Raw genomic sequence first — 26,028 nt, forward strand, 5'->3', positions numbered from 1 at the left:
CCTCACTTGATGATGGCGCCGCGCGCCGTGGAGGAGAGGTGGTTCGCGTCGCCGCCGAAGGTGGCCGTGTAGCCACCGTTCAGGACGAGCGCGAGGAGCTGGGCAGCGGCATTGCAGGTGGCGACACCGGAACCGTTGGTCGTGGTCGTGCAGACGACCTTGGTCCCGACCTTGAACTCCACGGCCACGCCGGCGAGCGGCTGACCGCCCGTCGTCACGGTTGCCCGTAGCTGCCCGAGGGGCAGGCCGAGCGGTGTCAGCGAGACCGCCGCCGCTGCCGCCTGGACCGTGGTGGCCCGCTTGGCGACGGTGACATCGACGACCGCGGAGTCGCTCGCGTCGTGGGCGTCCGTGCCGTCGTACACCGCCCTGAGGTGGTGGGTTCCCGCAGGGAGCGCAGCCGTGGCCAGCTGGGCGACGCCGGCGCTCCCGTCCGGAGCGAGCGGCACGGTGCCGATCTCGACGCCGTCGGCGAGGAACCGCACCGAGCCGGCCGGGACACCCTGGCCGCCGTGGGCGGGCGTGACCCGCGCCTTGAGGGTGAGCGTGTCGCCGTACGTCGCCGAGCCCGGCGAGACCGTGAGGACGGTCGTGGTCGCCACGAGGGCCACCGACTGGGTCAGGTCGACCAGGTCGGACCGGAAGTGCACGTCGCCCGAGTAGAGCGCCGTCACCGTGTGGTTGCCGGGGGCCAGGTCGTCGATGACGGGGCTCGTAGCCGAGCCGTCCTCGAGCTCCACGGCATCGCCGAAGGGCTGACCGTCGATCGCGAACTGGACGTAGCCGGTCGGCGTACCCGTGCCCGGCGTCGGCGAGGAGACCTCGGCGGTGAACCGGACCTCGTCGCCCGCCTCCGCGTCGGCGTTGGATGACTGCAGGTCGATGTCCACCCCGGCCGCAGCGACGGTCTGGGTCAGGATGTCGCCGCTGCCCGAGAAGCCGGGCTCCGGAGAGAAGGCAGCGATCACCGTGTGGTCACCGGGGTCCGGGGAACCGAGCGTCGGGCTCTCCGCGACACCGTCGTTGCCGACCGCGACCGGACCACCGACGTCCTGGCCGTCGACCGAGAACTGCACGGACCCAGCGGGCGTGCTGTCGTCGGCGGCCGTGACCTGCGCACTGAACGTGATCAGCTCGCCGTACGTCGACGGGTTGGCGCTCGACGTCAACACGGTCGTGGTCTCGACGACCGCCGTGCCCTCGATCACCGTGTGGCTGACCGGAGCCGATTCGCTGGCGGTGTAATCGGCGTCGCCGGCGTAGCGCGCCGTCAACTGGTAGGAGCCGGGTGCCAGGTCGGTCAGGTCGAGTGTTGCGCGCGTGCCCGAGCCGTCGGTCGTGACCGGTGCCGAGCCGACGGGCTCGCCGTCGGCGAGGAAGGTCACCGTGCCGCTGGGGGAGCCCGATCCCGGGCTGACCGCGGCGACGCTGGCCGTCAGCAGGATCGGCTGGTCCTGCACCGAGGGCGACGGGTTCGCCAGCAGCGCGACGGTCGTGACCGCCGGAGCGACATCGTGCTCGACCTGGTCGGATCCGGCCAGGTAGCGCCCGCTGCCGGAGTAGCTCGCCGACACGGTGTGCTCGCCGGCCGTCAACGAGGTGAGCGGCGGGAAGGTCGCCGATCCGTTGGTGAGGTCGACCGCGGCGCCGACGGCGTTGCCGTCGACGAGCAGCTGGACGGTCCCGTTCGGGCTGCCGCCGCCCGGTGCCTGGACTGCCACGGTCGCGGTGTGCCCGACGGCCTCGCCCGTCACGGTCGTGGTGTCCGTCGCGGACAGGGCCACGGTGACGGCTGCCTTGTTGACGGTGACGTTGCGCGGCGAGGCCGCACTGGCGTCGTACACGTCGTCGCCGGAGTAGGTCGCGACGACCTGGTTGCTGCCGACCGCGAGGTCGCTCACGACGACGCTGGCGTCGCCGTTGGCGTCCACGCTGTCACGGCCGACCTCGTCGCCGCTGACGGTGAAGATGACCTCACCAGTCGGGGTGCCCGAACCGGGGGTGACCGTGGCCGACAACGTGACCGGCTGGCCGTAGACGGCCGTGCCCGGGTCGACCGACGACGTCGTCGTGGTGGTCAGCAGCGGCTCGCGCACCCGGAAGGTCACGGCCGCGGACGTGCTTCCGCCGTGGTCGCTGGTGCCGGCGTACACGGCGACGACGGTGTGGTTGCCGAGGCCGAGCGTCGAGAGTGCGGGGCTGGTCGCGGCGCCGTCAGTCAGCGGGATGGCCGCGCCGAAGTCGGAGCCGTCCACACGGAACTGGACCGCACCACCGGGCGTGCTGCCGTGGGCAGGAGACACCGTGGCCGTGAACCGGACGGGATCGCCGACGGTCACGACCGCCGGGTCGGCCGTCACGACGGTGCTGGTCGGAATCGCGCCGACGGTGAACGGTGCCGAGGTGGAGGCGGGCTCGAGCCCACCACCGCCGGCGTACGACGCCGTGATGGTCGTCGTACGCGGGGGACCGGCGACCGCGATGTCGGTCTGGGCGAGGCCCGTGGCCGACGTGGTGGCGGTGGCGGTGGCACCGCCCGCGAGGCTGAACGTCACGGTGCGTCCGGCGACGGGGCCGCCGGCCAGGTCGACGAGGACGGCCTTGACGGTGGCGGTGCTGCCCTGGGCGGCCGACGTCGCACCGGTGTAGGCGAGCGTGCTGCAGTTCGTGTTCGTGACGACGAGGGTGGACGCCGTGGTCGCGCCGGCGGCGCTGACGATGACACCCCAGCTGGCCCGGGCGCTGCCCTTGGCGAGTCCGTCGGACTCGGCCGGCGCGCTGAGTGTCGCGGTGTAGTTGCCGCCGCTGGTCGTGGTGACGGATGCGTTCTGCGTCTGGCCGGGCGTGACCGGCGACTTGTCGAGGGAGATGACGACCGGAACCCCGGCTGCGCCGGTGCTCAGCTTGCCGGCGACGGTGACGTCACCGCCCGCACAGGTCAACGACGGGGTGATCGAGCCGGTCAGCGTCGTCGCCGCGGCCGGGGTCGACGAGGACGCCAGCTTGCGGTCGATGGACAGCGAACCGTCGTCGACGGGAAGGCGCAGGATCTCCTGGGCGTCGTTGCGGTGCGTCGGGGACCACCAGTGGGTGTTGACGGTCTGGCCGTCGGCGCTCTGGGCGTGGACGCGGCGGGCGTTGACGCTGCCGATCGGGACGGCGACGGTCGCGTTGGAGACGGTCGACGGGTCGCTGAAGGAGAAGACGCCCTCGAAGGTGTCGTTGCCGCTCGCGAGCGACCCGGCGGCGTAGCTGAACCCGCCGTCGTAGTCGACGTCGACGTCGTTGCTCCAGCTCTGGCCGGCCTCGAGCGGGAAGGCGAGTGCACGCCAGCCGCGCTGGGGCGTCATCTCGAGGTTGATCGCCGCAGTGATGTTCTGCGTGATGATGCTGACCTGCGCCTTGCCGGTGAGGTTCTGCTGCTGCGTCTCCCGCAGCAGCGCCAGGTCGGACCGGCGGACGTACTTGGTGCCGGAGACCGACCCGGCGAAGTTGCTCAGGTTGGCGGTGCCGACGCCGTCGACCACCGCCGTACCGCTGCCGCCGGTGATGGTTCCGGTGATGTCGAGGCGGTACGCGCTCTGTCCCTGGAACGTCTCGACCGCACCGACGGTGTAGGTGACGTTCTCGTTGAGGGTGACGTCGGTTCCGGTCGCGATGTAGCGGAACGTCGTCTGGTAGGTCCAGGACCAGCCGGTGTTCCATGCGGCCACGTCGTCCCCGGTCGCCTGGACGGCGGTGGCGACGGGTGTCCCGGCCAGGGCGACGAGCCCCGCGGACAGGGTGGCGAGCACGATCAACCGGGCCATTCGCCTGCGGAAGGCGTCGGCGGCGCGGCGGCCTCGGTACTGGAATCGGTGCTGGAATCGGGTGTTCGTCGGCGCAAGGGGCATGCGTCATCCATCCCATGTGTTTGGGGGGACACCACCCGAGACGTGCGGGACACGGGGCCTGCTGGTGGAGGGAGCAGGGGGAGTCAAGCAGGTTGTGACCGAGGCCACACCAACTTTGATGAAACAAGTTCTACTTCGTTCGAGAGGTGGCATTTACCCGGCTTGCCCGGCGGGGTCGTAGCCTTGCCTGTTGTGGCAGGCACCGATTACGACTCCGAGATCAAGCAGCTGACGGCGACGATGCGCACCATCGAGCAGGTCCTGGACCTGGACCAGATGCAGCGCGACATCGCCGACCTCGGTGAGCAGGTGGCGGCGCCGGACCTGTGGGACGACCAGGCCAACGCCACCCGCGTCACCGGCAAGCTCTCGGGCCTGCAGGGACAGGTCGACCGGTTCCGTGCGCTCCACGACCGGATCGACGACCTCGCCGTGCTTGCCGAGCTCGCTGCCGAGGAGGGCGACGCCGAGACGCTGGCCGAGGCCGACGCCGAGCTCGAGAAGGTCAAGAAGGCCGTCGAGGGCCTCGAGGTCCGCACCCTCCTCAACGGTGAGTACGACGCCCGCGAGGCCCTGATCAGCATCCGTGCCGGTGCCGGCGGCGTCGACGCCGCCGACTTCGCCGAGACCCTGATGCGGATGTACACCCGCTGGGCCGAGCAGCACGACTACCCGGTGGAGGTCTACGAGACCTCCTACGCCGAGGAGGCCGGCCTCAAGTCCGCCACCTTCGCCATCCACGCTCCCTACGCCTACGGCACGCTCAGCGTCGAGGCCGGCACGCACCGCCTCGTGCGGATCAGCCCGTTCGACAACCAGGGCCGTCGGCAGACGTCGTTCGCGGCCGTCGAGGTCGTCCCCGTCCTGGAGCAGACCGACGAGATCGACGTCCCCGACGAGGAGATCCGCGTCGACGTCTACCGCTCCGGCGGTCCGGGCGGCCAGTCGGTCAACACGACCGACTCCGCGGTCCGGCTCACGCACATCCCCACCGGCACCGTCGTCAGCTGCCAGAACGAGAAGAGCCAGCTGCAGAACAAGGCCAGCGCCATGGTGGTGCTCAAGGCCAAGCTGCTCGCCCTGAAGAAGGCCGAGGAGAAGGCGCACCTCGACGGACTGCGCGGCGACGTGCAGGCGAGCTGGGGCGACCAGATGCGCAACTACGTGCTGAACCCGTACCAGATCGTCAAGGACCTGCGGACCGGCTTCGAGAGCGGCAACCCGAGCTCGGTCTTCGACGGCGACCTCGACGGATTCCTCGAGGCCGGCATCCGCTGGCGTCGCGGCGGAGAGAACGCCGACGCGAACTGACCCGTCCGGGTCAGCCTCACCTGATCAGGCCTGATCAGCCCTGATCAGCGCGGACGGACCACCGTCGAGCGCTTGCTCAGCACGCCCCAACCCACCCGGTTCCGGGCCTTGACCCTGACCACCCAGCGGCCGGTGGCCAGCAGCATGGTGAGGTGCCGGGTGCCGGCGGTCTGGACCCGCGACGTCACCGAGTCGACGACGCGTCCCGACGCGTTCAGCCGGTACGCCGCCACGACGTAGCCGGTGATCGGCGCGCCTCCGGTGCGGGTCGGCGCCGACCAGCGGACGCCGATCGTGCGTCGCCCGCCAGGAGCGCCGGAGGCGACCCGGGGTGCGGCCATCGTGCCCGGCCGCGTCACCGTCGGTACGACGACCGGGGGCGTGACCACGACCGGCGGCGGGACCACGACGGGCTCGTCCGGCGGCGGGTCGGTCGGCGGGTCGACCGGCGGGTCGGACGGTGCGCTCGCGCACCCCGTCACCGTGAGCCGGTACGTGCCCAGGCTGCCGTAGTCGTCGTACACGCCGGTGGACCAGTCGGACGTGCCACCTGCACCGGCGCCCACGCCCGAGACGGCGACGTAGAACGGACCGCCGGTCAGGGGCATCGACACCGAGGCGCCCAGGCCCGTCACGCCGGAAGTGGTCCGGGTCGTGGCTGGCGCTGCGGACGCGAGCACGGTGCCGGCTGCGTTGCGGATCTCGACCAGCAGGTCGAGGTTGGGCCCGACCGCGGCCGGATCGGCCCGCGCGGTGACCGTGCCGGAGCACTGCGTGATGCCGATCCAGTCGGTGTCGCTGCGGGTGGCGATCACGCCGGCGCCGTTGAGCAGCGCCGACAGGGGGAGCGCGGTGGCCGACGTGCTCCCGGCCTCGTCGGGGCGCAGCGTGATGCCGTTGGTGCCGGCGACCGCGAAGTCGTCCTGGTGGTTGCTGGCGGCGGTGTAGTCGCCCTGCGACCACTGCGTCACGCCGGCGGAGTAAGGGCTGCCCATCAGCGGACCCCACAGCGAGGTGCCGCCGTAGTAGCCGTTCGACGTCGTGCCGTCATGGGCGAGACCGAGGTTGTGGCCCACTTCGTGGGAGGCGGCCTCGGCCATGCTCTTGGCGCGGTTGCCGAGCGACGAGGGGAACACCCACGCGGGGCTGCGCGTCTCGGCCTGCGTGATGACGTCGAAGGTGCCGATCCAGCCGAGGCCGCCACACCCTCCGCAGAGCGCGCTCTGGACACTGCTGCCCGAGCTGAACGCCACGCGGGTGCCGTAGGTCAGGTCGCTGGTCCCGCTGCGCCACAGTCCGCCGGTGGCGGGTTCCTGGGTCGTGACGTCGACGTCGAAGGGGGCGAAGTCCTCCGACACCCGGGCCCAGACCTCCTGGACCAGGGCGCGCTCGGCGTCCGAGAACGCCGCCGAGCTGTCGAGGGTCCAGCCGGGGAACAGGAGCGAGGTGAGCCCGTTCAGCAGCCAGGAGTTGGTGGAGAGCAGGGTGCCACCGTCGAAGTCGAGGTAGACCGTGCGCGTGGCGCCCGGCCGGCTGTGCAGGCTGAACGTCTCGGCCAGCGTGTACGACGCCGCGGGCTCCGCCGAGGCCAGGGCGGTGCCGTCCGTGGTGGCTCGCGGGGAGGGCGCCGGCGGCGGGGTGCCCCACTCGTCACGGGCGAAGGTCGCGCCGTCGGGACTGGTCACCAGCGCGGGGTCGTGGACCTCCACCGCGGTCGTGCCCGGGTCTGCCGGGGCACTGTCGTCCGCCGCTGCGGGCAGGGCCCATCCGGTCACGGCGATCGCGAGCGCGGTGACCGCGAGCGCGAGCGTGCGCAGGACCTGAACCATGTGTGTCCACATCGGCCGGTGCGGCACCGACGTGAGCGCAGGACGACGGATCAGGACGAAGGTCCCGGTGGATCCAGCCGATCGTCAGGTCAGGACGTGCTGGACGCGGTGAAGGAGGCGGCCTGGGCGACCGCGACGCACCAGCGCCCGGCCCGGCTGACGAGGTCGGCCTCGGCGACCCCGACCGGGAGGGTCAGGCTGCAGGCCAGCCACGCATCGCCGAACAGGCCACGGAAGGACGCCGTACGGGCGTCACCGTTGGTGCAGACGACCGCAACCGAAGGGGTTCCGTAGGCGGGAGCGCCGGGTTGTGCGGCACACACATCGGTCGTGGTGGCGCTGATCAGGGCCGAAGCCCGCTCGGCGCTGACCGGGGGAGCGAAGACCCAGCCCCGCGCCTCGGAACCGGGGGCGTCCGCCTGGCCGAACAGGCAGCCGTACTCGTGGGCGACGTCACTGCCGGGGAGCGCAGCGGACTCCTCGCCGTTGCCGTACGACGTCAGGTCCCCTGGAGTCCCGAGGGCTGCCTTGACGGCCGCAGCGGGCACCAGCTCGCAGAACGGGGTCCGCTGGACGACCGCCGCACTGGTGTCGAAGTCGGCGAGATCGGTGCCCTTGTAGGCGGGAGGCAGGGCCGCACTCGTGGTGTCGTCCGAGACGGCCACGCCGATGCCGACGGGCACCAGGGTGAGGAGCGCGGAGAGAAGCAGCGCGCGCAGGACCGTCGACACGCCCGCCAGACTAGTGGGCGCGACCTCGCCTTGCCCGTCGCGTACCGTCAGGTCAGTGATTCGCTTCGAAAAGGTCACCAAGCGCTACGCCGGACCCGGCAAACCAGCGCTGGACCAGGTCAGTATTGACATCGACAAGGGCGAGTTCGTCTACCTCGTCGGCACCTCCGGTTCGGGCAAGTCGACCGCGCTGCGGCTCGTCCTGCGCGAGCTGCGGCCGACCACGGGGCGCGTCCACGTCGCCGGCAAGGAGATCAACCGGATGGCGGGCTGGAAGGTGCCCCGCCTGCGCCGCCAGATCGGCACCGTCTTCCAGGACTTCCGGTTGCTCCCGAACAAGACCGTGTCCGAGAACGTCGCCTTCGCCCAGCAGGTGATCGGCAAGTCCCAGCGCGAGATCAACAAGGTCGTGCCCGAGACCCTCGAGCTGGTCGGCCTCAAGGACAAGGGCGACCGGATGCCTGACGAGCTCTCCGGTGGTGAGCAGCAGCGGGTGGCCATCGCCCGCGCGTTCGTGAACCGGCCGATGATCCTCATCGCCGACGAGCCCACCGGCAACCTGGACCCGCAGACCTCGGTCGGCATCATGAACCTGCTCGGCGACATCAACCAGACCGGTACGACGGTGGTCATGGCCACCCACGACCACGGCATCGTCGACCAGTTCACCAAGCGAGTCATCGAGCTCGAGCACGGAAAGGTCATCCGCGACGAGGCGGCCGGCAGCTACGGCTTCCAGCACTGAGTCAAGGAGAACTCCCCAACATGCAGCTTCGCTATGTCTTCACCGAGCTCCGCACCGGCCTGCGGCGCAACCTCTCGATGCACTTGGCCGTCATCCTGACCCTCTTCGTCTCGCTGTCCCTCGCCGGCGTCGGCATCCTCATCCAGCGTGAGGCCGACCTGGCGAACAAGTCCCTGGGCAACGAGCTGAAGATCCTCGTCAACCTCTGCATCGACGACGACCCCTCGAACAACCCGAACTGCGCCGGTGGTGAGGTCACCGCCGAGCAGCAGCAGCGGATCGAGACCGAGGTCAAGGGCAACGACGAGGTCAGGTCGTTCCGCTTCGTCTCCAAGCAGGAGGGCTTCGAGAACGCCAAGGAGTCCGGCGCGATCCCCGAGACCGCCTACAGCGGGCCGAACCCCGTCGTGACCGTCGAGAGCTGGCCGGCCGGCTACTGGGTGACCCTGAAGAACCCGGAGAAGGCCGACGGGATCATCAGCGCACTGGAGGGCCTCGACGGCGTCTCGGTGATCAAGGACGAGCGTGAGGCGCTCGGCCAGATCTTCGGGATCATGAAGGTCCTCAAGTACGGATCGTGGATCGGCTCGGGCTTCCTGCTGCTCGCCGCCCTGCTCCAGGTCACCAACACGATCCGCCTGGCCGCGCTCGCGCGCCGGCGCGAGATCGGGATCATGCGCCTGGTGGGTGCCTCGACCCTCTACATCGCGTTGCCGTTCCTCCTCGAGTCACTGGTCACCGCCATCATCGGTGTCGGGCTCGCGGCCGGGGCGTTGGCGTCCTTCCAGTACTGGGGCATCGAGAAGGGCCTGGCCGAACACGTCCAGTTCCTGCCGTGGGTCGACTGGGGCGACTACACCCAGACGCTGATCGGCGGCTTCCCGCTCGGGATCGTCTTCCTCGGTCCGGCGCTCACACTGATCCCGACACTCCTGTTGACCCGGAAATACGTAAAAGTCTGATCCGCGGCGGTTACGGTCGACAGGTTCACTTCCCCGAACGAATGGTTTACCTGTGCGCTCCTTCCCCAGCGCCCCAGGGTTTCGCCGTGTGACCGATCGGCTTCCCACGTGGGCCCATCCCCAGTGGCTGGTGACGGCGATCGCCGTCATCGTGGCAGTCGCCGGCCTCGCCGTACCGATTGCCCATGCTGATGACCGGGACGACCTCGAGGACAAGCAGGACCAGGTCCGGGGCCAGATCTCGGACGTCAAGGGCGACATCCACGAGGCCAGCCAGAAGGTCGCGAAGATCGCCCGCGAGCTGAAGGCGGCCCAGAAGCAGCTCACGGCCGCGCAGTCGCGGCTGAGCGCCGTCCGGACGGACCTCGGCCGGGCGCGTGCCGCGGCGGCCGAGCTGGCCAACAAGCTCGTCCTCGCCGAGGAGAAGCTCCGGCTGGCCAAGATCGACCTCGAGCAGGCGCGTGCCGAGGTCGCGGTGCAGCGGCTCGCGAGCCGTGACGCCATCATCGTGATGGGCACCGGTGACGACGCCCGGATGGCCTTGCTGAACTCCTACATGAACAGCGGTTCCATCGAGGACGTGCTGGTCAGCCAGACGGCGTACGACCTGGTCACCGGTCGACAGAACCAGGCGCTGGTCGCCCTCGAAGCGGCCGAGGCCGCCATGGAGCGGCGCAAGATCGAGGTGGCCGCTGCGCGCAACGAGGTGGCTCGCGCCAAGAAGTCGGCCGACGAGAACGTCGCCACCATCGCGGTGCTGGTCGACCAAGCCGCGACCACGGCGTTGCAGGTCCGCGCCCTGGTCGTCAAGACCAATGGTGCGCGCCTGGCCGTGGTCCGGGCCCGGGCCGCGGACCGGGCCGCGCTGGCCCGCCTGCAGAAGCGCGAGGCGCGGATCAAGGCGGAGATCATCCGGCTGTCCCGCCAGCAGGGCGGCAGCTACAACGGCGACACCGGCGGCTTCCTCGCGAAGCCGGGACCGGGACCGGTGACCTCGCCCTACGGGTACCGGATCCACCCGATCTACGGGTACTACGGCCTGCACAACGGCATCGACTTCGGCACCGGGTGCGGCGCGCCGCTCGTCGCGGGGGAGTCCGGCACGGTGATCAACCGCTACTACGACGAGGTCTACGGGAACCGTCTGTACGTCGCCATCGGCCGCGTCAACGGTGCCGCCATGACGTTGATCTACAACCACATGAGCAGCTATTCCGTCGGCAAGGGCGCGAAGGTCCGTCGTGGCCAGGTCGTCGGCTACTCCGGCTCCACGGGCTGGTCGACCGGCTGCCACCTGCACTTCACGGTGCTCCGCAACGGCGAGACCGTGGACCCCGCACGCTACCTGTGACCTTCGGGCGCCGCCCGGCCCCAATCCTGTTGCGCCCTCCTGAGAGAATCAACCCATGGCCAAGCAGGGTGCGAAGAAGGAAGGCGCTGTCGATCACAAGATCGTCGCGTCCAACAAGAAGGCGCGCCACGACTACCACATCGAGTCCACCTTCGAGGCCGGGCTGGTGCTGGTCGGCACCGAGGTGAAGTCGCTGCGACTCGGGCGGGCCAGCCTGGTGGACGGCTTCGTCGACATCGACGGTGGCGAGGCCTGGCTGCACAACGTGCACATCCCCGAGTACGCCCAGGGCACGTGGACCAATCACGCCGCGAAGCGCAAGCGCAAGCTCCTCCTGAACCGGATCGAGATCGACAAGATCGAGCGCAAGGTCAGTGAGAAGGGCCAGACGGTGATCCCGCTGTCCATCTACTTCGTCAAGGGCCGGGCCAAGGTCGAGATCGGCCTCGCCAAGGGCAAGAAGTCGTGGGACAAGCGCCGGGCGATCGCCGAGCGTGAGGCCGACCGCGAGAAGGTCGCCGAGATCGGACGCCGCGCCAAGGGCATGCGTGACTGAACCGGTGGTTGAGGTGCGAGCGCCAGCGAGCCTCGAAACCTCCGCGGTACGGCGGTTCTGGGAGCGTCTTGGCCTGCCCGGGCTGATGGACCTCCACGTCCACTTCCTGCCGCCCTCCATCGAGCGTGCGGTGTGGCGGGTGTTCGACGAGGGCGGCGAGCTGATCGGGCGCGAGTGGCCGATCCGCTACCGGGGTACGGCGGCCGAACGGGTCGCGTTCCTGCAGGAGTCAGGCGTTCGCGGCTTCTCGACGCTCCCGTACGCCCACAAGCCCGGCATCGCGGGCTTCCTCAACGACTGGTCCCGAGACTTCGCGGCCGAGGTGCCCGAAGCACTGCGGTCGGCGACCTTCTATCCCGAGCCCGAAGCGGCCGACTACGTGCCGGCGCTGGTCGCCGACGGGGTGGAGATCTTCAAGCTGCACCTGCAGGTCGGCTCCTTCCACCTCGACGACCCGTTGCTCGATCCCGTCTGGGCGACACTGGCCGATGCCGGTACCCCGGTGATGGTGCACGCCGGCTCCGGGCCGGTCGGGACGTCGTACACGGGTCCGGCCTCGACGGCCCGCGTGCTGGCCCGATTCCCGCGACTGCGCCTGGTCATCGCGCACATGGGTTCGCCGGAGTGCTCGGACTTCCTGGCCCTCGCCGAGGAGTACGACGGCGTCCACCTGGACACGTCGATGGCCTTCACTGAGTTCTTCGCCGAAGGTCCGCACGACGGTCGGTTCCCCGCGGCCCTCGTGCCGCGACTGCGCGACCTCCAGGAGCGGGTGGTGTGGGGCTCGGACTTCCCGACCCTGCCGTTCCCCTACGCCCGGCAGCTCGACTGGCTGGCCGATCTCGGGCTGGGTGACGACTGGCTCCGGGACGTGTGTTGGCACAACGCCTTGCGGTTGTTGGGTCGAACTGCCGAAGAATCTTGACCTTCGCCCTCTTCCCTCGGGAGGGTTGTGGGTGCTGGACTGTCTCCTCCTGACCCCGCTCGGAGGAGAACCATGCGTGCACGTCTTCTGACCCTGGCCGCCGCCACCATTGTCGGCCTCGGTTTCCTCGCTCCCGCGACCGCCAGTACCGGCGGCACCGCTGACGGCGAGCTCCACCCCAATGTCGCCATGATCGCGTTCTACGACGGAACCGGCCGGTTCCGCTGCTCGGCCACACTGATCAGCCCGACCGTCCTCCTCACGGCCGCCCACTGCACCGACGGCACCGTCGGCAGCACGCTGGTCACCTTCGACAGCGTCATCGCAGAGGCCCCGCCGTCGCCGCTCCCGGTCGCCGCTGACACCGCCGCCGGTTACACGCCGGAGGAGCTCGCCGCCGCCGGTTACCTCTCCGGTACGGCGAACACGCACCCGGACTACAGCGACTTCACCGACATGGACAACTGGAACGACGTGGGCGTCATCGTGCTCGACGAGCCGGTCACCGACATCGCGCCGGCCCCGCTCGCCGGCCTCGGCGCCGCGGATGCGGTCAAGCAGCCGCGCAAGACGCTGTTCACGGCGGTGGGCTACGGCACCGAGGTCCGCCAGGCACCGACGGGCCCGCAGAAGCCGACGCCGCAGAGCTACCCGCTCATCCGTCGTTACGTCGAGATGCCGGGCCAGAAGATCACGCCGCAGATCATCCAGACCAACGGCAACGAGAAGGACATCTTCGGCACCGGCGGCACCTGCTTCGGTGACTCCGGTGGTTCGTTGTGGCTCAACGGCAAGGTCGTCGGCGTGACGTCGTACGGCTACACGGCCAACTGCCGCTACATCGACGGCTACCAGCGCGTCGACATCCCGGTCGTTGCCGACTGGCTGGCCCAGTTCGGCATCTAGAGCCCGGTTGCTCCCACGGGGGCGGGCCCACCGGTTATCCGGTGGGCCCGCGTCATGCCCGCGGGCTAGACTGGCGGTGTAGTACAACTCAAGAGGGGCTGATCGGTTTCGACTTGGGACGTTTGTTCCAGGGGAAGCGGGTCGAGAAGCCAGCGTCATCTCGTAAACGATCGCTGGAAACCTATAACTGCCAACTCAAACCGCAGTTCCTTCGCTCTCGCTGCCTGAGCAGTGATCGAAGCGTCTGACCGGGCACCCGTCTTCGTCCCGGACCCAGACGTCATCTAGAAGACTTGCTGCGTCACTCCAGTCCGGAGGGTGACGCGGGACTCAAACCGGACTGGGTCTGTCGGCGACGTGTCTGTGCGAGCGCCGGGACCGAGAATACGCCAGCACAGACTGCACCCGGAGAAGACCTGGCTCGACGCTCGAGGACCGGGGTTCGATTCCCCGCAGCTCCACAGCCCTCTTTGAGGCAGACAAGGCCCGCGCCCAGCGCGGGCCTTGTTGTCGTTGGGCAAGGACCTGCCCCCGCGCGACTACGGAGCGGATGGATTTCCTTGCCGTGGGTACTGCCGGCGGTGTCCCCGGCAACGGCGGGGCTCGAGAGAAGGAAGTCGTCATGGGCATGCTCTTGTGGATCGCTGCAGTGGTCCTGGTCATCGTCGGGATCGTCACCCTCATCCAGGGCAGCGTGCTCCTGGGGGTCGTGCTGATCGTCGTGGGACTTCTCGTGGGCCCCGGTGGCGTCTCGATCTTCAACTCACGCGGTCGCGCAACCTGATCCGGCTGCGGCCGTAACGGGGCTACTGCCATGTCCGTGGGTTCAGGGCCTGCACTCGCCGGCCGCTACCAGTTGGGTGACCTGCTCGGGACCGGCGGCATGGCCGCCGTGCATCGCGCGACCGACCTCCTGCTGGGGCGCGAGGTGGCCGTCAAGCTCCTGCGTCCGCGGGACGGCGACACCAGCGCCGAGGCGCGCTTCCGGTCGGAAGCGCGGACTCTGGCCGCCATCAGTGACCCCCACGTCATCACCATCCTTGACGTGTCGCCGCCCGGCTCGTCGCCGGCCTATCTGGTCATGGAGCTCGTCGATGGCCCCAGCCTCGCCCAGCGACTGCGGGAGGCCGGACCGATGGACGAGGCCACGATGCGGGCGCTCGGCGTCCAGCTCGCCCGCGGGCTGGATGCCGCTCACCAGCGCGGCATCGTGCACCGCGACGTCAAGCCCGACAACATCCTGCTGACGTCTGACGAAACGGCGATCCTCACCGACTTCGGCATCGCCCGTCTCCTGGACGACTCGTCGCACCACACGGCCGCCGGCATGGTCATCGGGTCACCGGCCTATCTCGCGCCGGAACAGGTCAGGGGAGTTCCGCCGACTCCGGCCGTCGACATCTACGCGCTCGGACTGGTGCTGCTGGAGTGCTACACCGGCCTTCGTGCCTTTCCCGGACCCCCTGTCGAGGCAGCGCTGTCCCGCCTCGGCGTTTCACCCGCCCTACCGGTCTCGCTGCCGAGTGACCTCCGCGACCTCCTGGTGGCGATGACGGCGCTCGACCCGGGGGAGCGGCCCTCTGCCGCGGAGGTCGCCGCTGCCCTTGGCCCGGCCAGTGACCACGCGGGTGCTCCGACGCCGTCACCGGTCGAGGTCCTGACCGAGGAGTTCCGCGTGCCGACGGATGCCGTTGACGTCGATCCGACGCGCACCGCGGCCATGACGTTGCACCCACTTGTGCCCCTCAAGCGTCGGCGCACCGTGCTCGCCTCGGTCGCTGCCGTTGCCGCCCTCCTCGTCTTCTGGATGGCGGGTCCCCTCTCGGGCCCCGACAGCGATGGCGGCACCGATCCGGATCAGCCCGGTTCCCCGGTGACACCAGTGGCAGACCCTCCGGCCAGCGCGGTCACCCCCAGCACCACTCCGCCACCGGGTTCCGGGACGGCGCCCGGCCCCAGCGACGGCACGGGCGCAGCGCCTCCCACGAATGAGCCAGCTGGCGGTGGCGGCCAGGAGAAGGCGAAGGCGCCGAAGGAGACGAAGGGCCAGGAGGACAAGGGACGCGGCAAGGGTCGGGGCTGAGGGACCCGCGGCGTGTCAGGATGCGGGCATGCAGCACGAGATCGACCTCACTCCCCGGTTGCGCGGCAGCCTCGCCCTCGGTGCGTCGGCGTACGGCGCCAGTGCGGTCGGTGCAGCCGCGCTCGGGGCCCTGGCCGTCGGAGCGGTCGCGGTCGGCGCCGTGGCCATCGGCAAGCTGGCGCTGGGCGAGGGCCGGATCAGGAAGCTCGTCATCGACGAGCTCGAGGTCAAGGTCCTGCGGGTCGGTTCGATGGAGCCGCTCGACCCGAGCTGACGGGCGGCTGGTGGCCGACCGCGCTGGGTTCGTCGTCGAGAAGGATCGCGACCTGGCGGGCGAAGGCAACCGTGTCAGTGAGGGGCGAGGCGAACAACATGTCGACCTGCCAGGTCGACCTGGACGATGGCCGACCCGTCGCCGGCGGCGACGACCGTGGACTGCAGGGCGCCCGTGACGGCGTAGGTGCCGCCAGGGGCGAGGCGTTCGATGCGCAGGGCGGTCCGGACCGGTCCGGCACCCGGGCGCAGGACGAGGTCGAGGGCGGCCCCGTCGGTCACGGCCTTCGCGACCTGGACGTCGGGATAGGCCGCCTCGGCCAGGACCGGGCCGCGACGCCAGGACTCGGGTGCGCCGAAGCTCACCAGGTCGCGCAGGCCGCTGTGGCGGCCGAACCGGCCGAGATTCGCATAGAGGTTGGCCAGCCCAGACGCGTTGGCGTAGCGCCGCGCGCCGTTGGACTCCGCGACCTCCTGGTGCTCGTCGAGTCCGCGCTGCACCTCGGCGGCGAGGTCGTCGTCGCCGAGCTCGCGGGCCGCCATCAGGGTGACGACCTGGCTGTAGGTGTCGGTGCCGAGCTGGTAGTTGCCCGGGTCCAGCCGGGCCGAGACGGTCGGGCGGATGGTCACGGCGCTGCCGGACCGGCGCAGGTCGTGCTCGCGGAGCAACCACCAGGTGCGTTGGGCGATGTCGGGCAGGGCTGCGTGCATCCAGTACGACGTCGTGATCTGGATGGACGGACCGGCCCACAGGTTCCACGACAAGCCGAGATGGCTGCTGCGTACGCCGATGATGCGGCCATCGGGGCGCAGGAACTCGGTCTCGTAGGACTCGCGCAGGCGGTCCTCGACCTCGGGGAAGTAGCCCGTGCCGTGCAGTCGGTCGTGGCTGAGCAGGGTGCTCATCCCGAACGTGTTGCACACCGTGTAGATCCAGTTCGGCTCGCACGGGAACAGCCCGTACGCCGAGCCCTGGACGTTGCGGTGCACCGATGCGGCAAGGCTGCCGTAGTCGTGGGCGAAGTCGACGGCATCGTTCCAGCGGAACCTCAGGGCGCCGGGCTGCGAGTACCGGTCGTCGTTGAGGGTCTCGTACATGCCGACCATCAGGCCGTGGAAGCCGGTCAGCATGATGTTCTCGCGGTTGTCGACCGGATCCCGGTCGAGGTCGAGGTTGCCCCACGCGTTCTCGAGGGCCCAGTAGCCCCAGATCCGCCGGTCCAGCATCTTCTCGATGGCGTTGCGCTGGCCCTCGGCGAGGTAGCCGGTGAAAGCAGGCGTCCGGGTGAACTGGGCCATCGCGAGGGAGTAGCCGAGCGCGTTGAGCTGGTAGCGGGTCGCGGCCTCGCGGAACTGGTCGATCCTCGTGAAGCCCTCGAACGAGTCGAGCGGCTGCAGTGCCAGGTCGAGCGAGTAGCGGAGGTGGGCGAGGTCCTGTTCCGAGTGCTCGGTGACCGGCACCCGGACGTCGAGGCCGGGGGAGCCCGTGATCACGAAGTCGACCGTGCCGAGGCGTTGGTTGAGGCGGGCGCCGGTGCGGACCTGTTGCGCATGCCGGACCCGATGGACGGCGACGGCCAGGACGATGAGCGTCGGCCCCATCGCCAGGACGACGAGCTGGGTGGTCGTCGATCCCTGATCCGCGACCACGCCGCCGAGGGTTGCGGTCGCGATCCAGACGACGGGCGGGAGCACGGTCGGTCCGGTCGCCCACCAGGTGAACACGGAGAGCACCAGGGCGAGGATCGCCACGGCGGCGAGGACGGGGTGGCCGCCGTACAGGAGACCACCGCCGGGGAACGCGAGTCCGAGGCCTGCAGCGATCCAGCCCGCACCGAGGTCGAGCGCGCCGGGCAGGGCGCCGATCGCCCAGAGCCCGGCGAAGACCAGGACTGCGCGGCGCTGGCGCCGTGCTGTGGTGGGCGGTACGACGCGCGCGGGTGTCGGCAGCAGCAACCGGACGCGCTCGTCGGTGGCCAGCGCGCTCATGCCTTCACCGCCAGCAGTACGGCGCCGCCGGCCGCGGCCCACAGCCCGGAGGAGTGGAAGGCGGTGTCGATGAGCAGGGACGTCTCGGCCCAGCCGAACCAGCCGAAGACGTGCATGCCGACGAGTCCGATGGCGAACCAGGCGAGACCGGTGGCGACGAGTGCCCGGCCGGCGTACCTGCGGGAGGGAACCGTTCGTGTCGGAGGTGCCGCGAGGGCGAAGGCGGGTGCGCCGGGTGCCGGTCGGCGCGCCGGGGGAGCGAAGGCAAGGGCCACCGCCGGGGTGCCGGGCAGCACCGTGAACCAGGCTCGGCGAGCCTGTGCGAAGAGATAGGCGAGCGCCAGACAACAACCCATGGGACACCTCCGGTCAAAATAAGAACGTTGCCGTTCCTGTTTCGAGGATGAAGTAGGAACGGCAACGTGTCAAGATGTCCGTCGTGGCCGAAGCAGTCCGTCCGTATCGCGGCGTCAGCGCCGATGATCGGCGCGCACTGCGGCGCGCCCAGCTGCTCGAGGCGTGCCTCGACGTCGTCCTTGAGAGCGGCGTCGCCGGCACCACCGCGGAGGCGATCTGTGCGAAGGCCGGCTTGTCGAAGCGGTACTTCTACGAGAACTTCGCCGACCGGGAAGCAGTCCTCCTGGCCGCCCTTGACAGCTTTTTCGAGGCGGCCCGGGTCGCGGTCACTCCCGCGCTCGTGGCACCGGCCACCTCCACCGATGAACGGCTCACCCGCACGGTCGCGACTCTGGTCAGCGCAGTCTCCGCCGACGAACGCGCGGCCCGGTTGTACGTCGAGTCGTCACGCCACCCCGTCCTCGAGCAGCGCCGGACTGCGGCGTACGACGAGTTCGCCGACCTGATCCTGCGCCATGCGTTCGAGGTCGACATGGAACCGGCCAATCCGCGCGCACAGGCGGTCGCCCTGCTCATCGTCTCCGGCACGACCGAGGTGGTCGCGCGCTGGCTGGCCGGCGACCTCGACCTCGACGAGGCCGCGCTGGTGGAGACGATCAGCAGCATCGGACTTGCGTCCGCTGGAGTGCTCCGCGCCTGATCAGCCGCGGATTGCCTCGTCGATCGCCGCGCTGACCGACATGTTCCCGCCGATCAGGTTCCACTGCCGTCCGATCGTGTCATCGCGCTCGACCACTGCGGCGAGCACGGCCGCCACGTCGGCGCGGGTCACGGAGCCGCGCGGGAGGTCTGCGCCGAGCGCGACCAGGCCGGTCGGGGGTTCGTCGGTCAACAGGCCCGGCCGCAGGATCGTCCAGTCCAGGGAGCTGGCGCGCAGCGCGATGTCGGCGTCGCGCTTCGCGGCGACGTACGCCGCCCAGACATCGCCCGCATCGGCGGCCACGGGCTCGTCGACGTTGATCGCCGAGACCTGGACGAACCGCCGGATGCCGAGCTGGCCGGCGGCCGCGATCGACTTCAACGCCCCTTCGAGGTCGACGGTGCGCTTGCGCTCGACGTTGCCGTCCGGCCCACCGCCGGCGCTGAACACGACCGCGTCGCAGCCGTCGAACGCTGCGGCGAAGCCGTCGACGTCCTGGCCCTCGATGTCGAGCAGGCGCACCTCGGCTCCCAGCGCCTCGAGTCCGGCGCGGTGGTCCTCGTTCCGCACGAGCGCGACGGGCTGGTGGCCGGCGGCGACGAGGAGGGGGTGCAGCAGGCGGGAGATCTGGCCGTTGCCTCCGACGATGGCGATGCGCATGACACCAACCTACGCACGACGGTCGCCGGTCCTTCACCTGCGCATCGGCCGCGCGCCACCTGCGACTGGTCGGCTGCAGGCATGACAACTCGGACCATGCCCCGGCTCGGAAGCGCCTTCCTTGCAGCCACCACCCTCGCGCTCGTCTCCATCGGCGCCACGACCCTTCCCGCACACGCGGACCCCGACAGCGGCGCAGGCGCCGACAACAACCGGTCCGGCTGGTCCGCGACGGAGCCGTTGGTCATCGCCCACCGCGGTGCGTCCGGCTACCGCCCCGAGCACACGCTGGCGGCCTACCGCCTGGCCATCCAGATGGGCGCCGACTACGTCGAGCCCGACCTCGTCTCGACCAGGGACGGCGTCCTCGTCGCCCGCCACGAGAACGAGATCAGCGGCACCACCGACGTCTCCACCCACCCCGAGTTCGCCAGCCGCAGGACGACGAAGTCGGTCGACGGCACGCAGATCACCGGCTGGTTCACCGAGGACTTCACCCTCGCCGAGCTGAAGACCCTGCGTGCCAAGGAGCGGCTGCCCGCGGTCCGTCCCGGCAACACCGTGTACGACGGCAAGTTCGAGGTGCCGACGTTCGACGAGGTGATCAAGCTCGTCCAGGTCGAGTCCCGTCGCCTGGGCCGCACCATCGGCATCGCGCCGGAGACCAAGCATCCGACGTACTTCGACGGGATCGGCCTCTCGATGGAGGAGCCGCTGGTGCGCAGCCTGCGCCGACACGGTCTGGACCGCCGCAACGCGAAGGTGGTGCTCCAGTCCTTCGAGACGGGCAACCTGCGCGACCTCGACCGGCTGTCCGCCGCGCCGATCGCCCAGCTGGTCGACGGCAGCGGGGCGCCGTACGACCTCAAGGCCGCGGGCCTCCCGACGACCTACCGCGACCTGGTGACGCCGGCCGGCCTCGCCGAGATCGCGACGTACGCCGACTGGGTCTCGCCGACCAAGAACCTGATCCTGCCGCGCGACGCTGCCGGGGCCATCGGCGTGCCCAGCAACGTCGTCAGCGACGCGCACGCCGCGGGCCTGAAGGTGGTCACCTGGACACTGCGCGCGGAGAACCAGTTCCTCCCGACGAACCACCGGATCGGCACCGACCCGAACGCGCACGGCAACCTGGTGGGGGAGATCCGCGCGTTCCTCGACGCCGGTGTCGACGCCCTGTTCACCGACCAGCCCGACATCGCGGTCGCCGCGCGCGACGCATGGGTGGGTGAGCGGGCGGTCGCCGCGAACTGATCCCCGACTTGCGGGCGAAGTGCCGACCGGATTGGGGGCCGGGGGTCAAGATGGGGTGGTGCGTCCGGGACCTCGCGCCATCTCATCCCCGCCCATCCGCTCTGCGCTCGTCACGCTGCTGACGGCGTTGCTGGTCGGGGCGGTGCTGCCGATCGCGGTCGCGGGGTCGGCAGCAGCCGCGACACCCACGACCCTGAGCCTGTCCGCTCCGGCGTCGTACGCCGACCGCGACACCACGGTGACGCTCTCGCTCGTCGCGGCGGGGGCGCCCGTCGCGGGAGCGCCGGTCGTCGTCGAGCGATGGGACGGCGTCGCCTGGCAGCCCGTCGGCGGTCCGCTGATCACCGACACGGCGGGCGCCGCCACGCTGGCCGTGCCCGTCGACCGGTCGCCGACGCGCAACCTGCTGCGGGCGTCGTACGCCGGCGACGAGACGAACGCACCCGTCTCGGTGGAGTACGTCCTGCCCCTGAGCGCCTTGCCGACGTCGACCTCGCTCACCGGACCGGCCACGGTGGTCGACGAACAGGCCGTCACCCTGCGCATGACCTGGAAGACCGTGGAAGGCACACCCGTCCCGGGCCGCGTCGCCCTGCAGCAGTACGTCGGCGGCGTCTGGCGCTGGGTGACGATCGTGGACACCAACGCCGCGGGGTACGTCGACGTCCGCGTGACGCCCCGGGTCGACAGCCGGTACCGCGCCCTGAGCCTGGGTGTGCCGTGGGCGGCGCGGTCCGTCAGTGCTTCGCGCCTGGTCGACAACCTTCCGGCGGGCGTGCCGGTCGCGCTGCCGGCGTCCGCGCCGCGACCCCGCATCGCCCTGCCCGCACAACCCCGGGCCACCGGAGCCGGGGCCTACCCGGTCATCACCCGCATCTCCGATGCCGTCTGGCGCAGCATGGTCGGGCGCAGCTGGCACCGCGGGTGCCCGGTCGGCCGGTCCAGCCTCCGGCTCCTGCGCATCAACTACTGGGACTACCAGGGCTACCGCCGCCGGGGCGAGCTCGTCGCGGCAGCTTCGGTGATCCGGCAGATGGCGGCGGCGCTGTCCGACATGTACCAGGCGAAGCTCCCCATCCGCTCGATGTACCGCGTGGACCGCTTCGGCTGGTCCAAGCGGGTCAATGGCGCCGACGACTACGAGTCGATGGCGGCCGGCAACACGTCGGCCTTCAACTGCCGCTGGGTGGTCGGGCGCCCCGGCGTCCGCAGCCCGCACAGCTACGGCCGCTCGCTGGACCTGAACACCTGGGAGAACCCCTATCGGTCGCGACTCGGATGGGTGCCCAACGCCTGGTGGCCGAGCCGCTCCCACTCCCGGGTGGCGTGGCGGTCGCGGACCCATCCGGTCGTCCGCATCATGACGAAGCACGGGCTCCGCTGGAGCTATGCCACTTCCGACAGCCAGCACTTCGACGCCGTACCCCGGTTCGGCCGGGTCATCGTGGTGCCCGGCTGCGGTGACGCCGTGTGTGACTGAGGGTCGGCACTAGTCTCGAGCAGTGGCCGACTGTGTCTTCTGTTCCATCGTTGCGGGGGAGTTGCCAGCGGACGTCGTCCTCGACGAGCCGGACTTCGTCGCCTTCCTCGACCGGCGACCGGTCTTCAAGGGTCACGTCCTGCTGGTGCCCCGCCAGCACGTCGTGACCTTGCCCGACCTCCCGGCCGGTCAGCGCGACGGATTCCTTGCCGCCGCGCAGCGGTTGGCGACCGCGATGGTCGAGGGCCTCGGCGCGCAGGGCAGCTTCGTCGCGATCAACAACACGGTCAGCCAGTCGGTGCCGCACCTGCACCTGCACGTCGTGCCGCGCACCAAGGGTGATGGCCTGCGCGGGTTCTTCTGGCCCCGGCGGAAGTACGCCGACGGGGAGCCCCGTGACTACGCGGCGCGCATCGCCGCGGCCCTGACGAAGCAGGGCTGACGAAGCAGGGCTGACCCGAGCCGACCTCAGATGGCGCGGGTGACCGTGATGGTGCTGTTGGTGCACCCCGCCGCGAGATCCTGCATCGCGGTCCTCTCGGAGGAGTTCACCGAGAGCCGCCATCGAATCTTCACGGCGACGAACTCCCGCAGGTAGCGGCACTTGTCGTAGGTCGGCAACCACTCGGCGACGTCCTGGTCGCCCTTGGCCTGGTTGACGTTGTCGGTCACCCCGACGAGCGAGCGGCTGTCGCCGAGGTCGTTGGCATAGGCCTGGCGCTGCGCGGCGGTCCAGCTCCGGGCGCCCGAGTCCCAGGCCTCGGCCAGCGGCACCATGTGGTCGATGTCGACGTCGGAGGGGTTCGTCCACGACACCCGGTCGTAGTAGGAGTACCAGCGGCCGCCGCTGAGGTTGCTGCACGTCACGCTGTTCTCGGACTCGACGTCGAGCACCTCGTTGCGGGTGCTGCACCCGTCGCCGTCGGCGTCGATCCAGTGGGTGAACTTGGCCCGGTCGTAGCCGGTGCGGACCTCGGTCGCGACCTGCAGTGAATTGATTGCCGTCGTCAACGGTGCGGAGTAGCTCTCGCCCGCCGCGTGGGCGGCCGGTGCGGGACCGGTGGCGAGGGTCACCGCGGCGGTTGTTCCGGCCAGGGCGAGGGCGAGCTTCTTCATGGCGGGCCTCCGAGGGGCACGTGGGTGGGCTGCCCTCCGCATGCTGCCACCATCGTGGGCGCACGCCGGCGCGTCGTACCGGACGCGTAGGCTGCGGCCGATCGTCTTCTGGAACCGCTGAAAGGTAAGCACATGGGTCGTTTCGACGGGCGCGTAGCCGTCATCACCGGAGCAGCACGCGGCATCGGCTTCGGCACCGCCACCCGGTTCGCCGAGGAGGGCGCGTCGGTCGCGATCGTCGACCTCGACGAGACCGCCGCTGCGGAGGCCGCGGCGAAGCTGCCGCTCGTCGAGGGAGCCAAGGCCATCGGCGTCGGCGCGAACGTGTCCGACGGTGCATCCGTCGAGGCCGGCGTCGAGCGCGTCGTGACCGAGCTCGGCGGCATCCACATCCTCGTGAACAACGCGGGCATCACCCGCGACAACCTGCTCTTCAAGATGACCGAGGAGGACTGGGACCTCGTCATGGGCGTGCACCTCAAGGGCGCCTTCCTGATGACGAAGGCCGCCCAGAAGCACTTCGTCGCGCAGAAGTACGGCAAGGTCGTCAACGTCTCCAGCATCTCCGCGCTGGGCAACCGCGGCCAGGCCAACTACTCCGCCGCGAAGATGGGCATCCAGGGCTTCACCCGGACCCTCGGCATCGAGCTCGGCCCGTTCGGCATCAACGCCAACGCCGTGGCCCCCGGCTTCATCGCCACCGAGATGACCGACGCCACCGCCGCCCGCCTGAAGCTGGACGTCGACGAGTTCCGTCGCCTCAACGCCGAGGCCAACCCGGTCCGCCGGGTCGGCTTCCCCGAGGACATCGCGGCCGCGGTCACGTTCCTCTCGGCCGACGAGTCGTCCTACATCACCGGCCAGACCATCTACGTCGACGGCGGCATCTCGCTCGGCACGTGAGCGCTCCCGCTTGAGCAACACGGAGCCGTCCCCGCGACACGCGGGGGCGGCTCCGTCGTACGTGAGGGGCGTGGTCCAGACTTGCTGCGTGCGCTTCTCGAAGGTTCGATCTGCCCTGCCCGCCACCCTGGTCGCCCTGAGCCTGGTCCTTGCCGGCTGCGGCGGCGGTGACGACCCCAAGAAGGAGTCGACGCCCGACGAGGAGACCTCGGCTGCCCCGGAGCCGGCAGAGCCGGAGACCTGGCCGCTGACCGGCCTCGAGGCACCGCTCGGTGAGAGCGTCGCGCTGGACCACCCGGTCATCGTCACCAAGATCGACAATTCGCCGAGCAGCGCTCCCCAGGTCGGGCTGGGCAAGGCCGACCTCGTGGTCGAGGAGCTCGTCGAGGGCGGGATCACCCGCCTGGCAGCCTTCTACTACTCGCAGCTCCCGGGCGACGTCGGCCCGGTCCGCTCGATGCGGGCCAGCGACATCGGCATCGTCTCCCCGGTGGACGGGGTCATCACGACCAGTGGCGCGGCCCAGATCACGATCGACCGGATCAACAAGGCCAAGATCAAGTACTTCCAGGAGGGTGGCCCCGGTTTCTACCGGAACAACAGCCGCTCGGCGCCGTACAACCTCTTCACCAGCCTGAAGAAGGTCGGCAAGGCGACGCGGGACGGCAAGGACGAGCGTCCGGCCGACTACCTCCCGTGGGGCACTGCCGCAGACCTGCCCGCGGGCATCCCGGCCCGCACGCTGTCCGCGCACTTCGGCAGCCACACCACCAACTGGGTGTTCCGCGACGGCCACTACGTCAACAAGAACTCCAACGCAGCCAAGGGCGACCGGTTCCAGCCCGACTCGGTCCTGGTGCTGCGGGTCGACGTCGTCGACGCCGGCTACACCGACCCGGCCGGCAACTTCGTGCCGGAGAGCAAGTTCACCGGTGGCGGTACGGCGCAGCTCTTCCACGGCGGCAACCTGATCGAGGGCGAGTGGTCCAAGGCAAAGCTGGGCGCGCCGCTCACGCTCAAGACGGCTGCCGGACCCCTCACCGTGCCCGCGGGCAAGGTCTGGATCGAGCTGGTGCCAGCCGAGGCCAACGGCGGATCGGTCGTCTTCGGCAAGTGACGTGACGAGGGCTGGTCGGTCCCCGGCCAGCCCTCCTCGTCAGGCCTCTTCGTCGTCGACGGTGAAGGCGCTCGGCATGTCGACGCCCTGGTCGACGAGACTCTGGACGCCCGCCAGCAGGAAGCCGATCGCCGTCTCGACGCGCGCGGCCGCCGCCTCCGGGTCGGTCGCGGTGGCCACGGTCTCCCCGGCGGACGACATCGCGCCGAAGAAGATCCGTGCGAACGTCTGCACCATCTCCTCGTCGAGCTCCCACTTGCCGGCGTCGAGGGTGGCGCGCAGGATCTCCACGATGTTGGCGAAGGTCGAGCGCTCCTCCTGCTCGCGGTACCGCTCGTAGCCCAGCACGGCCGGGCCGTCCTGGATGACGATGCGGCGGTAGGTGCCTTCCTGCACGACATCGAGGAAGGACCGCAGGCCGAGCAGCGCCTTGAGCCACGGGTCGCGTTCGCTGCGCAGTGCCTTCTGGATGCGCTTGGAGGACTCCTGCTCGACCCGCTCGAAGACGGACTCGAACAGCGCCTGCTTGCCGGAGAAGTGGTGGTAGAGGGCGCCCTTGGTGACCCGCGCACCGCTCACGATGGCGTCCAGCGAGGTGCCGGCGTACCCCTTCTCGGCGAAGAGCGCCTCGGCGACGTCGACCAGTGCGCGCTTCGTCGAGGCGGAGTACGACGCCCGCAGGGACCCGCCCGGGACCTTGGGGACCAACTTGGAAACCGACTTCGCCACGGGCCCAGCATAGGCATCACCGCAGGTCAGGGGTGACAGCGGTCACTTGCCCGGGTGTTCGGGATCACGGTGTCGTGCCATTGGGCATACCGCCGGTCTGGGCCATACTCGTAGTACGTACCGGTGGTATGTCGGGCACCTCCGGTGTCCGGAACCGC

The 26,028-nt window shown here is 70.2% G+C and carries 24 protein-coding genes and 1 other RNA gene; 17 read left to right on the forward strand and 8 right to left on the reverse strand.

What is annotated here, in order from left to right:
* Positions 1-2: 2 nt before the first annotated feature.
* A complete protein-coding gene (locus ACOACQ_RS08475; RefSeq protein ID WP_420288053.1) occupies positions 3-3,893 on the reverse strand; it encodes an Ig-like domain repeat protein in 3,891 nt (1,296 codons plus the stop codon).
* A gap of 192 nt (positions 3,894-4,085) precedes the next feature.
* On the opposite strand from ACOACQ_RS08475, the gene prfB reads away from it, so the two are divergent.
* Positions 4,086-5,204 (forward strand): peptide chain release factor 2, encoded by a 1,119-nt coding sequence (prfB, locus tag ACOACQ_RS08480; protein ID WP_378606995.1) that lies wholly within the window; start codon positions 4,086-4,088, stop codon positions 5,202-5,204.
* A gap of 44 nt (positions 5,205-5,248) precedes the next feature.
* Here prfB and ACOACQ_RS08485 read toward each other — a convergent pair whose 3' ends face one another.
* Together ACOACQ_RS08485 and ACOACQ_RS08490 are read right to left on the reverse strand one after the other, a co-directional pair.
* On the reverse strand, positions 5,249-7,033 hold the full coding sequence (locus tag ACOACQ_RS08485) for a fibronectin type III domain-containing protein (protein ID WP_420288054.1): 1,785 nt from the start codon (positions 7,031-7,033) through the stop codon (positions 5,249-5,251).
* An 89-nt stretch (positions 7,034-7,122) separates the two neighbouring features.
* Complete coding sequence (locus ACOACQ_RS08490) at positions 7,123-7,764, reverse strand: hypothetical protein (RefSeq protein ID WP_420288055.1); 642 nt, start codon at positions 7,762-7,764, stop codon at positions 7,123-7,125.
* 55 nt (positions 7,765-7,819) lie between these two features.
* Here ACOACQ_RS08490 and ftsE point away from each other — a divergent pair, with 55 nt between their 5' ends.
* The 10 genes from ftsE (at position 7,820) to ACOACQ_RS08540 (ending at position 15,566) form a co-directional block, all read left to right on the forward strand.
* On the forward strand, positions 7,820-8,509 hold the full coding sequence (gene ftsE, locus ACOACQ_RS08495; protein WP_056707784.1) for a cell division ATP-binding protein FtsE: 690 nt from the start codon (positions 7,820-7,822) through the stop codon (positions 8,507-8,509).
* A gap of 20 nt (positions 8,510-8,529) precedes the next feature.
* Positions 8,530-9,471 carry a permease-like cell division protein FtsX gene (ftsX, locus tag ACOACQ_RS08500; protein WP_378606981.1) on the forward strand — a complete coding sequence of 314 codons (942 nt, stop codon included), beginning with the start codon at positions 8,530-8,532 and terminating at the stop codon, positions 9,469-9,471.
* 88 nt (positions 9,472-9,559) lie between these two features.
* Positions 9,560-10,822 (forward strand): peptidoglycan DD-metalloendopeptidase family protein, encoded by a 1,263-nt coding sequence (locus ACOACQ_RS08505; protein ID WP_420288056.1) that lies wholly within the window; start codon positions 9,560-9,562, stop codon positions 10,820-10,822.
* 55 nt (positions 10,823-10,877) lie between these two features.
* Positions 10,878-11,378: an SsrA-binding protein SmpB gene (gene smpB, locus ACOACQ_RS08510; protein ID WP_420288057.1), complete on the forward strand. Its 501-nt coding sequence runs from the start codon at positions 10,878-10,880 to the stop codon at positions 11,376-11,378.
* A gap of 4 nt (positions 11,379-11,382) precedes the next feature.
* Positions 11,383-12,303: an amidohydrolase family protein gene (locus ACOACQ_RS08515; protein WP_420288058.1), complete on the forward strand. Its 921-nt coding sequence runs from the start codon at positions 11,383-11,385 to the stop codon at positions 12,301-12,303.
* Between the two features lie 72 nt (positions 12,304-12,375).
* Positions 12,376-13,209, forward strand: coding sequence for a S1 family peptidase (locus ACOACQ_RS08520; protein WP_378606968.1), 834 nt, complete (start codon positions 12,376-12,378; stop codon positions 13,207-13,209).
* Between the two features lie 94 nt (positions 13,210-13,303).
* Positions 13,304-13,673: a transfer-messenger RNA gene (gene ssrA, locus ACOACQ_RS08525) on the forward strand.
* A gap of 158 nt (positions 13,674-13,831) precedes the next feature.
* On the forward strand, positions 13,832-13,993 hold the full coding sequence (locus ACOACQ_RS08530) for a GPGG-motif small membrane protein (RefSeq protein WP_378606965.1): 162 nt from the start codon (positions 13,832-13,834) through the stop codon (positions 13,991-13,993).
* 30 nt (positions 13,994-14,023) lie between these two features.
* The gene (locus ACOACQ_RS08535; protein WP_420288059.1) at positions 14,024-15,292 is read left to right on the forward strand and encodes a protein kinase domain-containing protein; all 1,269 of its coding nucleotides are present in this window, start codon (positions 14,024-14,026) and stop codon (positions 15,290-15,292) included.
* 28 nt (positions 15,293-15,320) lie between these two features.
* A complete protein-coding gene (locus ACOACQ_RS08540; protein WP_378606959.1) occupies positions 15,321-15,566 on the forward strand; it encodes a hypothetical protein in 246 nt (81 codons plus the stop codon).
* A gap of 74 nt (positions 15,567-15,640) precedes the next feature.
* Here ACOACQ_RS08540 and ACOACQ_RS08545 read toward each other — a convergent pair whose 3' ends face one another.
* Positions 15,641-17,554, reverse strand: a complete 1,914-nt coding sequence (locus ACOACQ_RS08545) for a hypothetical protein (RefSeq protein WP_420288060.1) — start codon at positions 17,552-17,554, stop codon at positions 15,641-15,643.
* Positions 17,551-17,910 carry a hypothetical protein gene (locus tag ACOACQ_RS08550; RefSeq protein WP_378606953.1) on the reverse strand — a complete coding sequence of 120 codons (360 nt, stop codon included), beginning with the start codon at positions 17,908-17,910 and terminating at the stop codon, positions 17,551-17,553. Before ACOACQ_RS08550 ends, ACOACQ_RS08545 begins: the two co-directional genes overlap by 4 nt.
* An 83-nt stretch (positions 17,911-17,993) precedes the next feature.
* Here ACOACQ_RS08550 and ACOACQ_RS08555 point away from each other — a divergent pair, with 83 nt between their 5' ends.
* Positions 17,994-18,611, forward strand: a complete 618-nt coding sequence (locus ACOACQ_RS08555) for a TetR/AcrR family transcriptional regulator (protein WP_378606950.1) — start codon at positions 17,994-17,996, stop codon at positions 18,609-18,611.
* Here ACOACQ_RS08555 and ACOACQ_RS08560 read toward each other — a convergent pair whose 3' ends face one another.
* Positions 18,612-19,271 (reverse strand): SDR family oxidoreductase, encoded by a 660-nt coding sequence (locus tag ACOACQ_RS08560; RefSeq protein ID WP_420288061.1) that lies wholly within the window; start codon positions 19,269-19,271, stop codon positions 18,612-18,614.
* A gap of 81 nt (positions 19,272-19,352) precedes the next feature.
* Here ACOACQ_RS08560 and ACOACQ_RS08565 point away from each other — a divergent pair, with 81 nt between their 5' ends.
* Genes ACOACQ_RS08565 through ACOACQ_RS08575 form a run of 3 tightly spaced genes read left to right on the forward strand, consistent with a single transcriptional unit; the run spans position 19,353 to position 22,447 of the window.
* Positions 19,353-20,525 (forward strand): glycerophosphodiester phosphodiesterase, encoded by a 1,173-nt coding sequence (locus ACOACQ_RS08565; protein ID WP_420288062.1) that lies wholly within the window; start codon positions 19,353-19,355, stop codon positions 20,523-20,525.
* A 58-nt stretch (positions 20,526-20,583) separates the two neighbouring features.
* Positions 20,584-22,005, forward strand: a complete 1,422-nt coding sequence (locus ACOACQ_RS08570) for a M15 family metallopeptidase (RefSeq protein WP_420288063.1) — start codon at positions 20,584-20,586, stop codon at positions 22,003-22,005.
* A 22-nt stretch (positions 22,006-22,027) separates the two neighbouring features.
* Positions 22,028-22,447: an HIT family protein gene (locus tag ACOACQ_RS08575; protein ID WP_378606935.1), complete on the forward strand. Its 420-nt coding sequence runs from the start codon at positions 22,028-22,030 to the stop codon at positions 22,445-22,447.
* A gap of 26 nt (positions 22,448-22,473) precedes the next feature.
* On the opposite strand, the gene ACOACQ_RS08580 is transcribed toward ACOACQ_RS08575, so the two are convergent.
* Complete coding sequence (locus ACOACQ_RS08580; RefSeq protein WP_420288064.1) at positions 22,474-23,121, reverse strand: HNH endonuclease family protein; 648 nt, start codon at positions 23,119-23,121, stop codon at positions 22,474-22,476.
* Between the two features lie 132 nt (positions 23,122-23,253).
* On the opposite strand from ACOACQ_RS08580, the gene ACOACQ_RS08585 reads away from it, so the two are divergent.
* Positions 23,254-24,024: an SDR family NAD(P)-dependent oxidoreductase gene (locus tag ACOACQ_RS08585; protein ID WP_378606929.1), complete on the forward strand. Its 771-nt coding sequence runs from the start codon at positions 23,254-23,256 to the stop codon at positions 24,022-24,024.
* 88 nt (positions 24,025-24,112) lie between these two features.
* A complete protein-coding gene (locus tag ACOACQ_RS08590) occupies positions 24,113-25,141 on the forward strand; it encodes a DUF3048 domain-containing protein (protein WP_378606926.1) in 1,029 nt (342 codons plus the stop codon).
* Between the two features lie 39 nt (positions 25,142-25,180).
* Here ACOACQ_RS08590 and ACOACQ_RS08595 read toward each other — a convergent pair whose 3' ends face one another.
* A complete protein-coding gene (locus ACOACQ_RS08595) occupies positions 25,181-25,870 on the reverse strand; it encodes a TetR/AcrR family transcriptional regulator (RefSeq protein WP_378606923.1) in 690 nt (229 codons plus the stop codon).
* Between the last annotated feature and the right edge of the window lie 158 nt (positions 25,871-26,028).

Origin of the sequence: Nocardioides sp. CPCC 206347 (assembly GCF_048654605.1) — a bacterium.
Lineage (GTDB): Bacteria > Actinomycetota > Actinomycetes > Propionibacteriales > Nocardioidaceae > Nocardioides.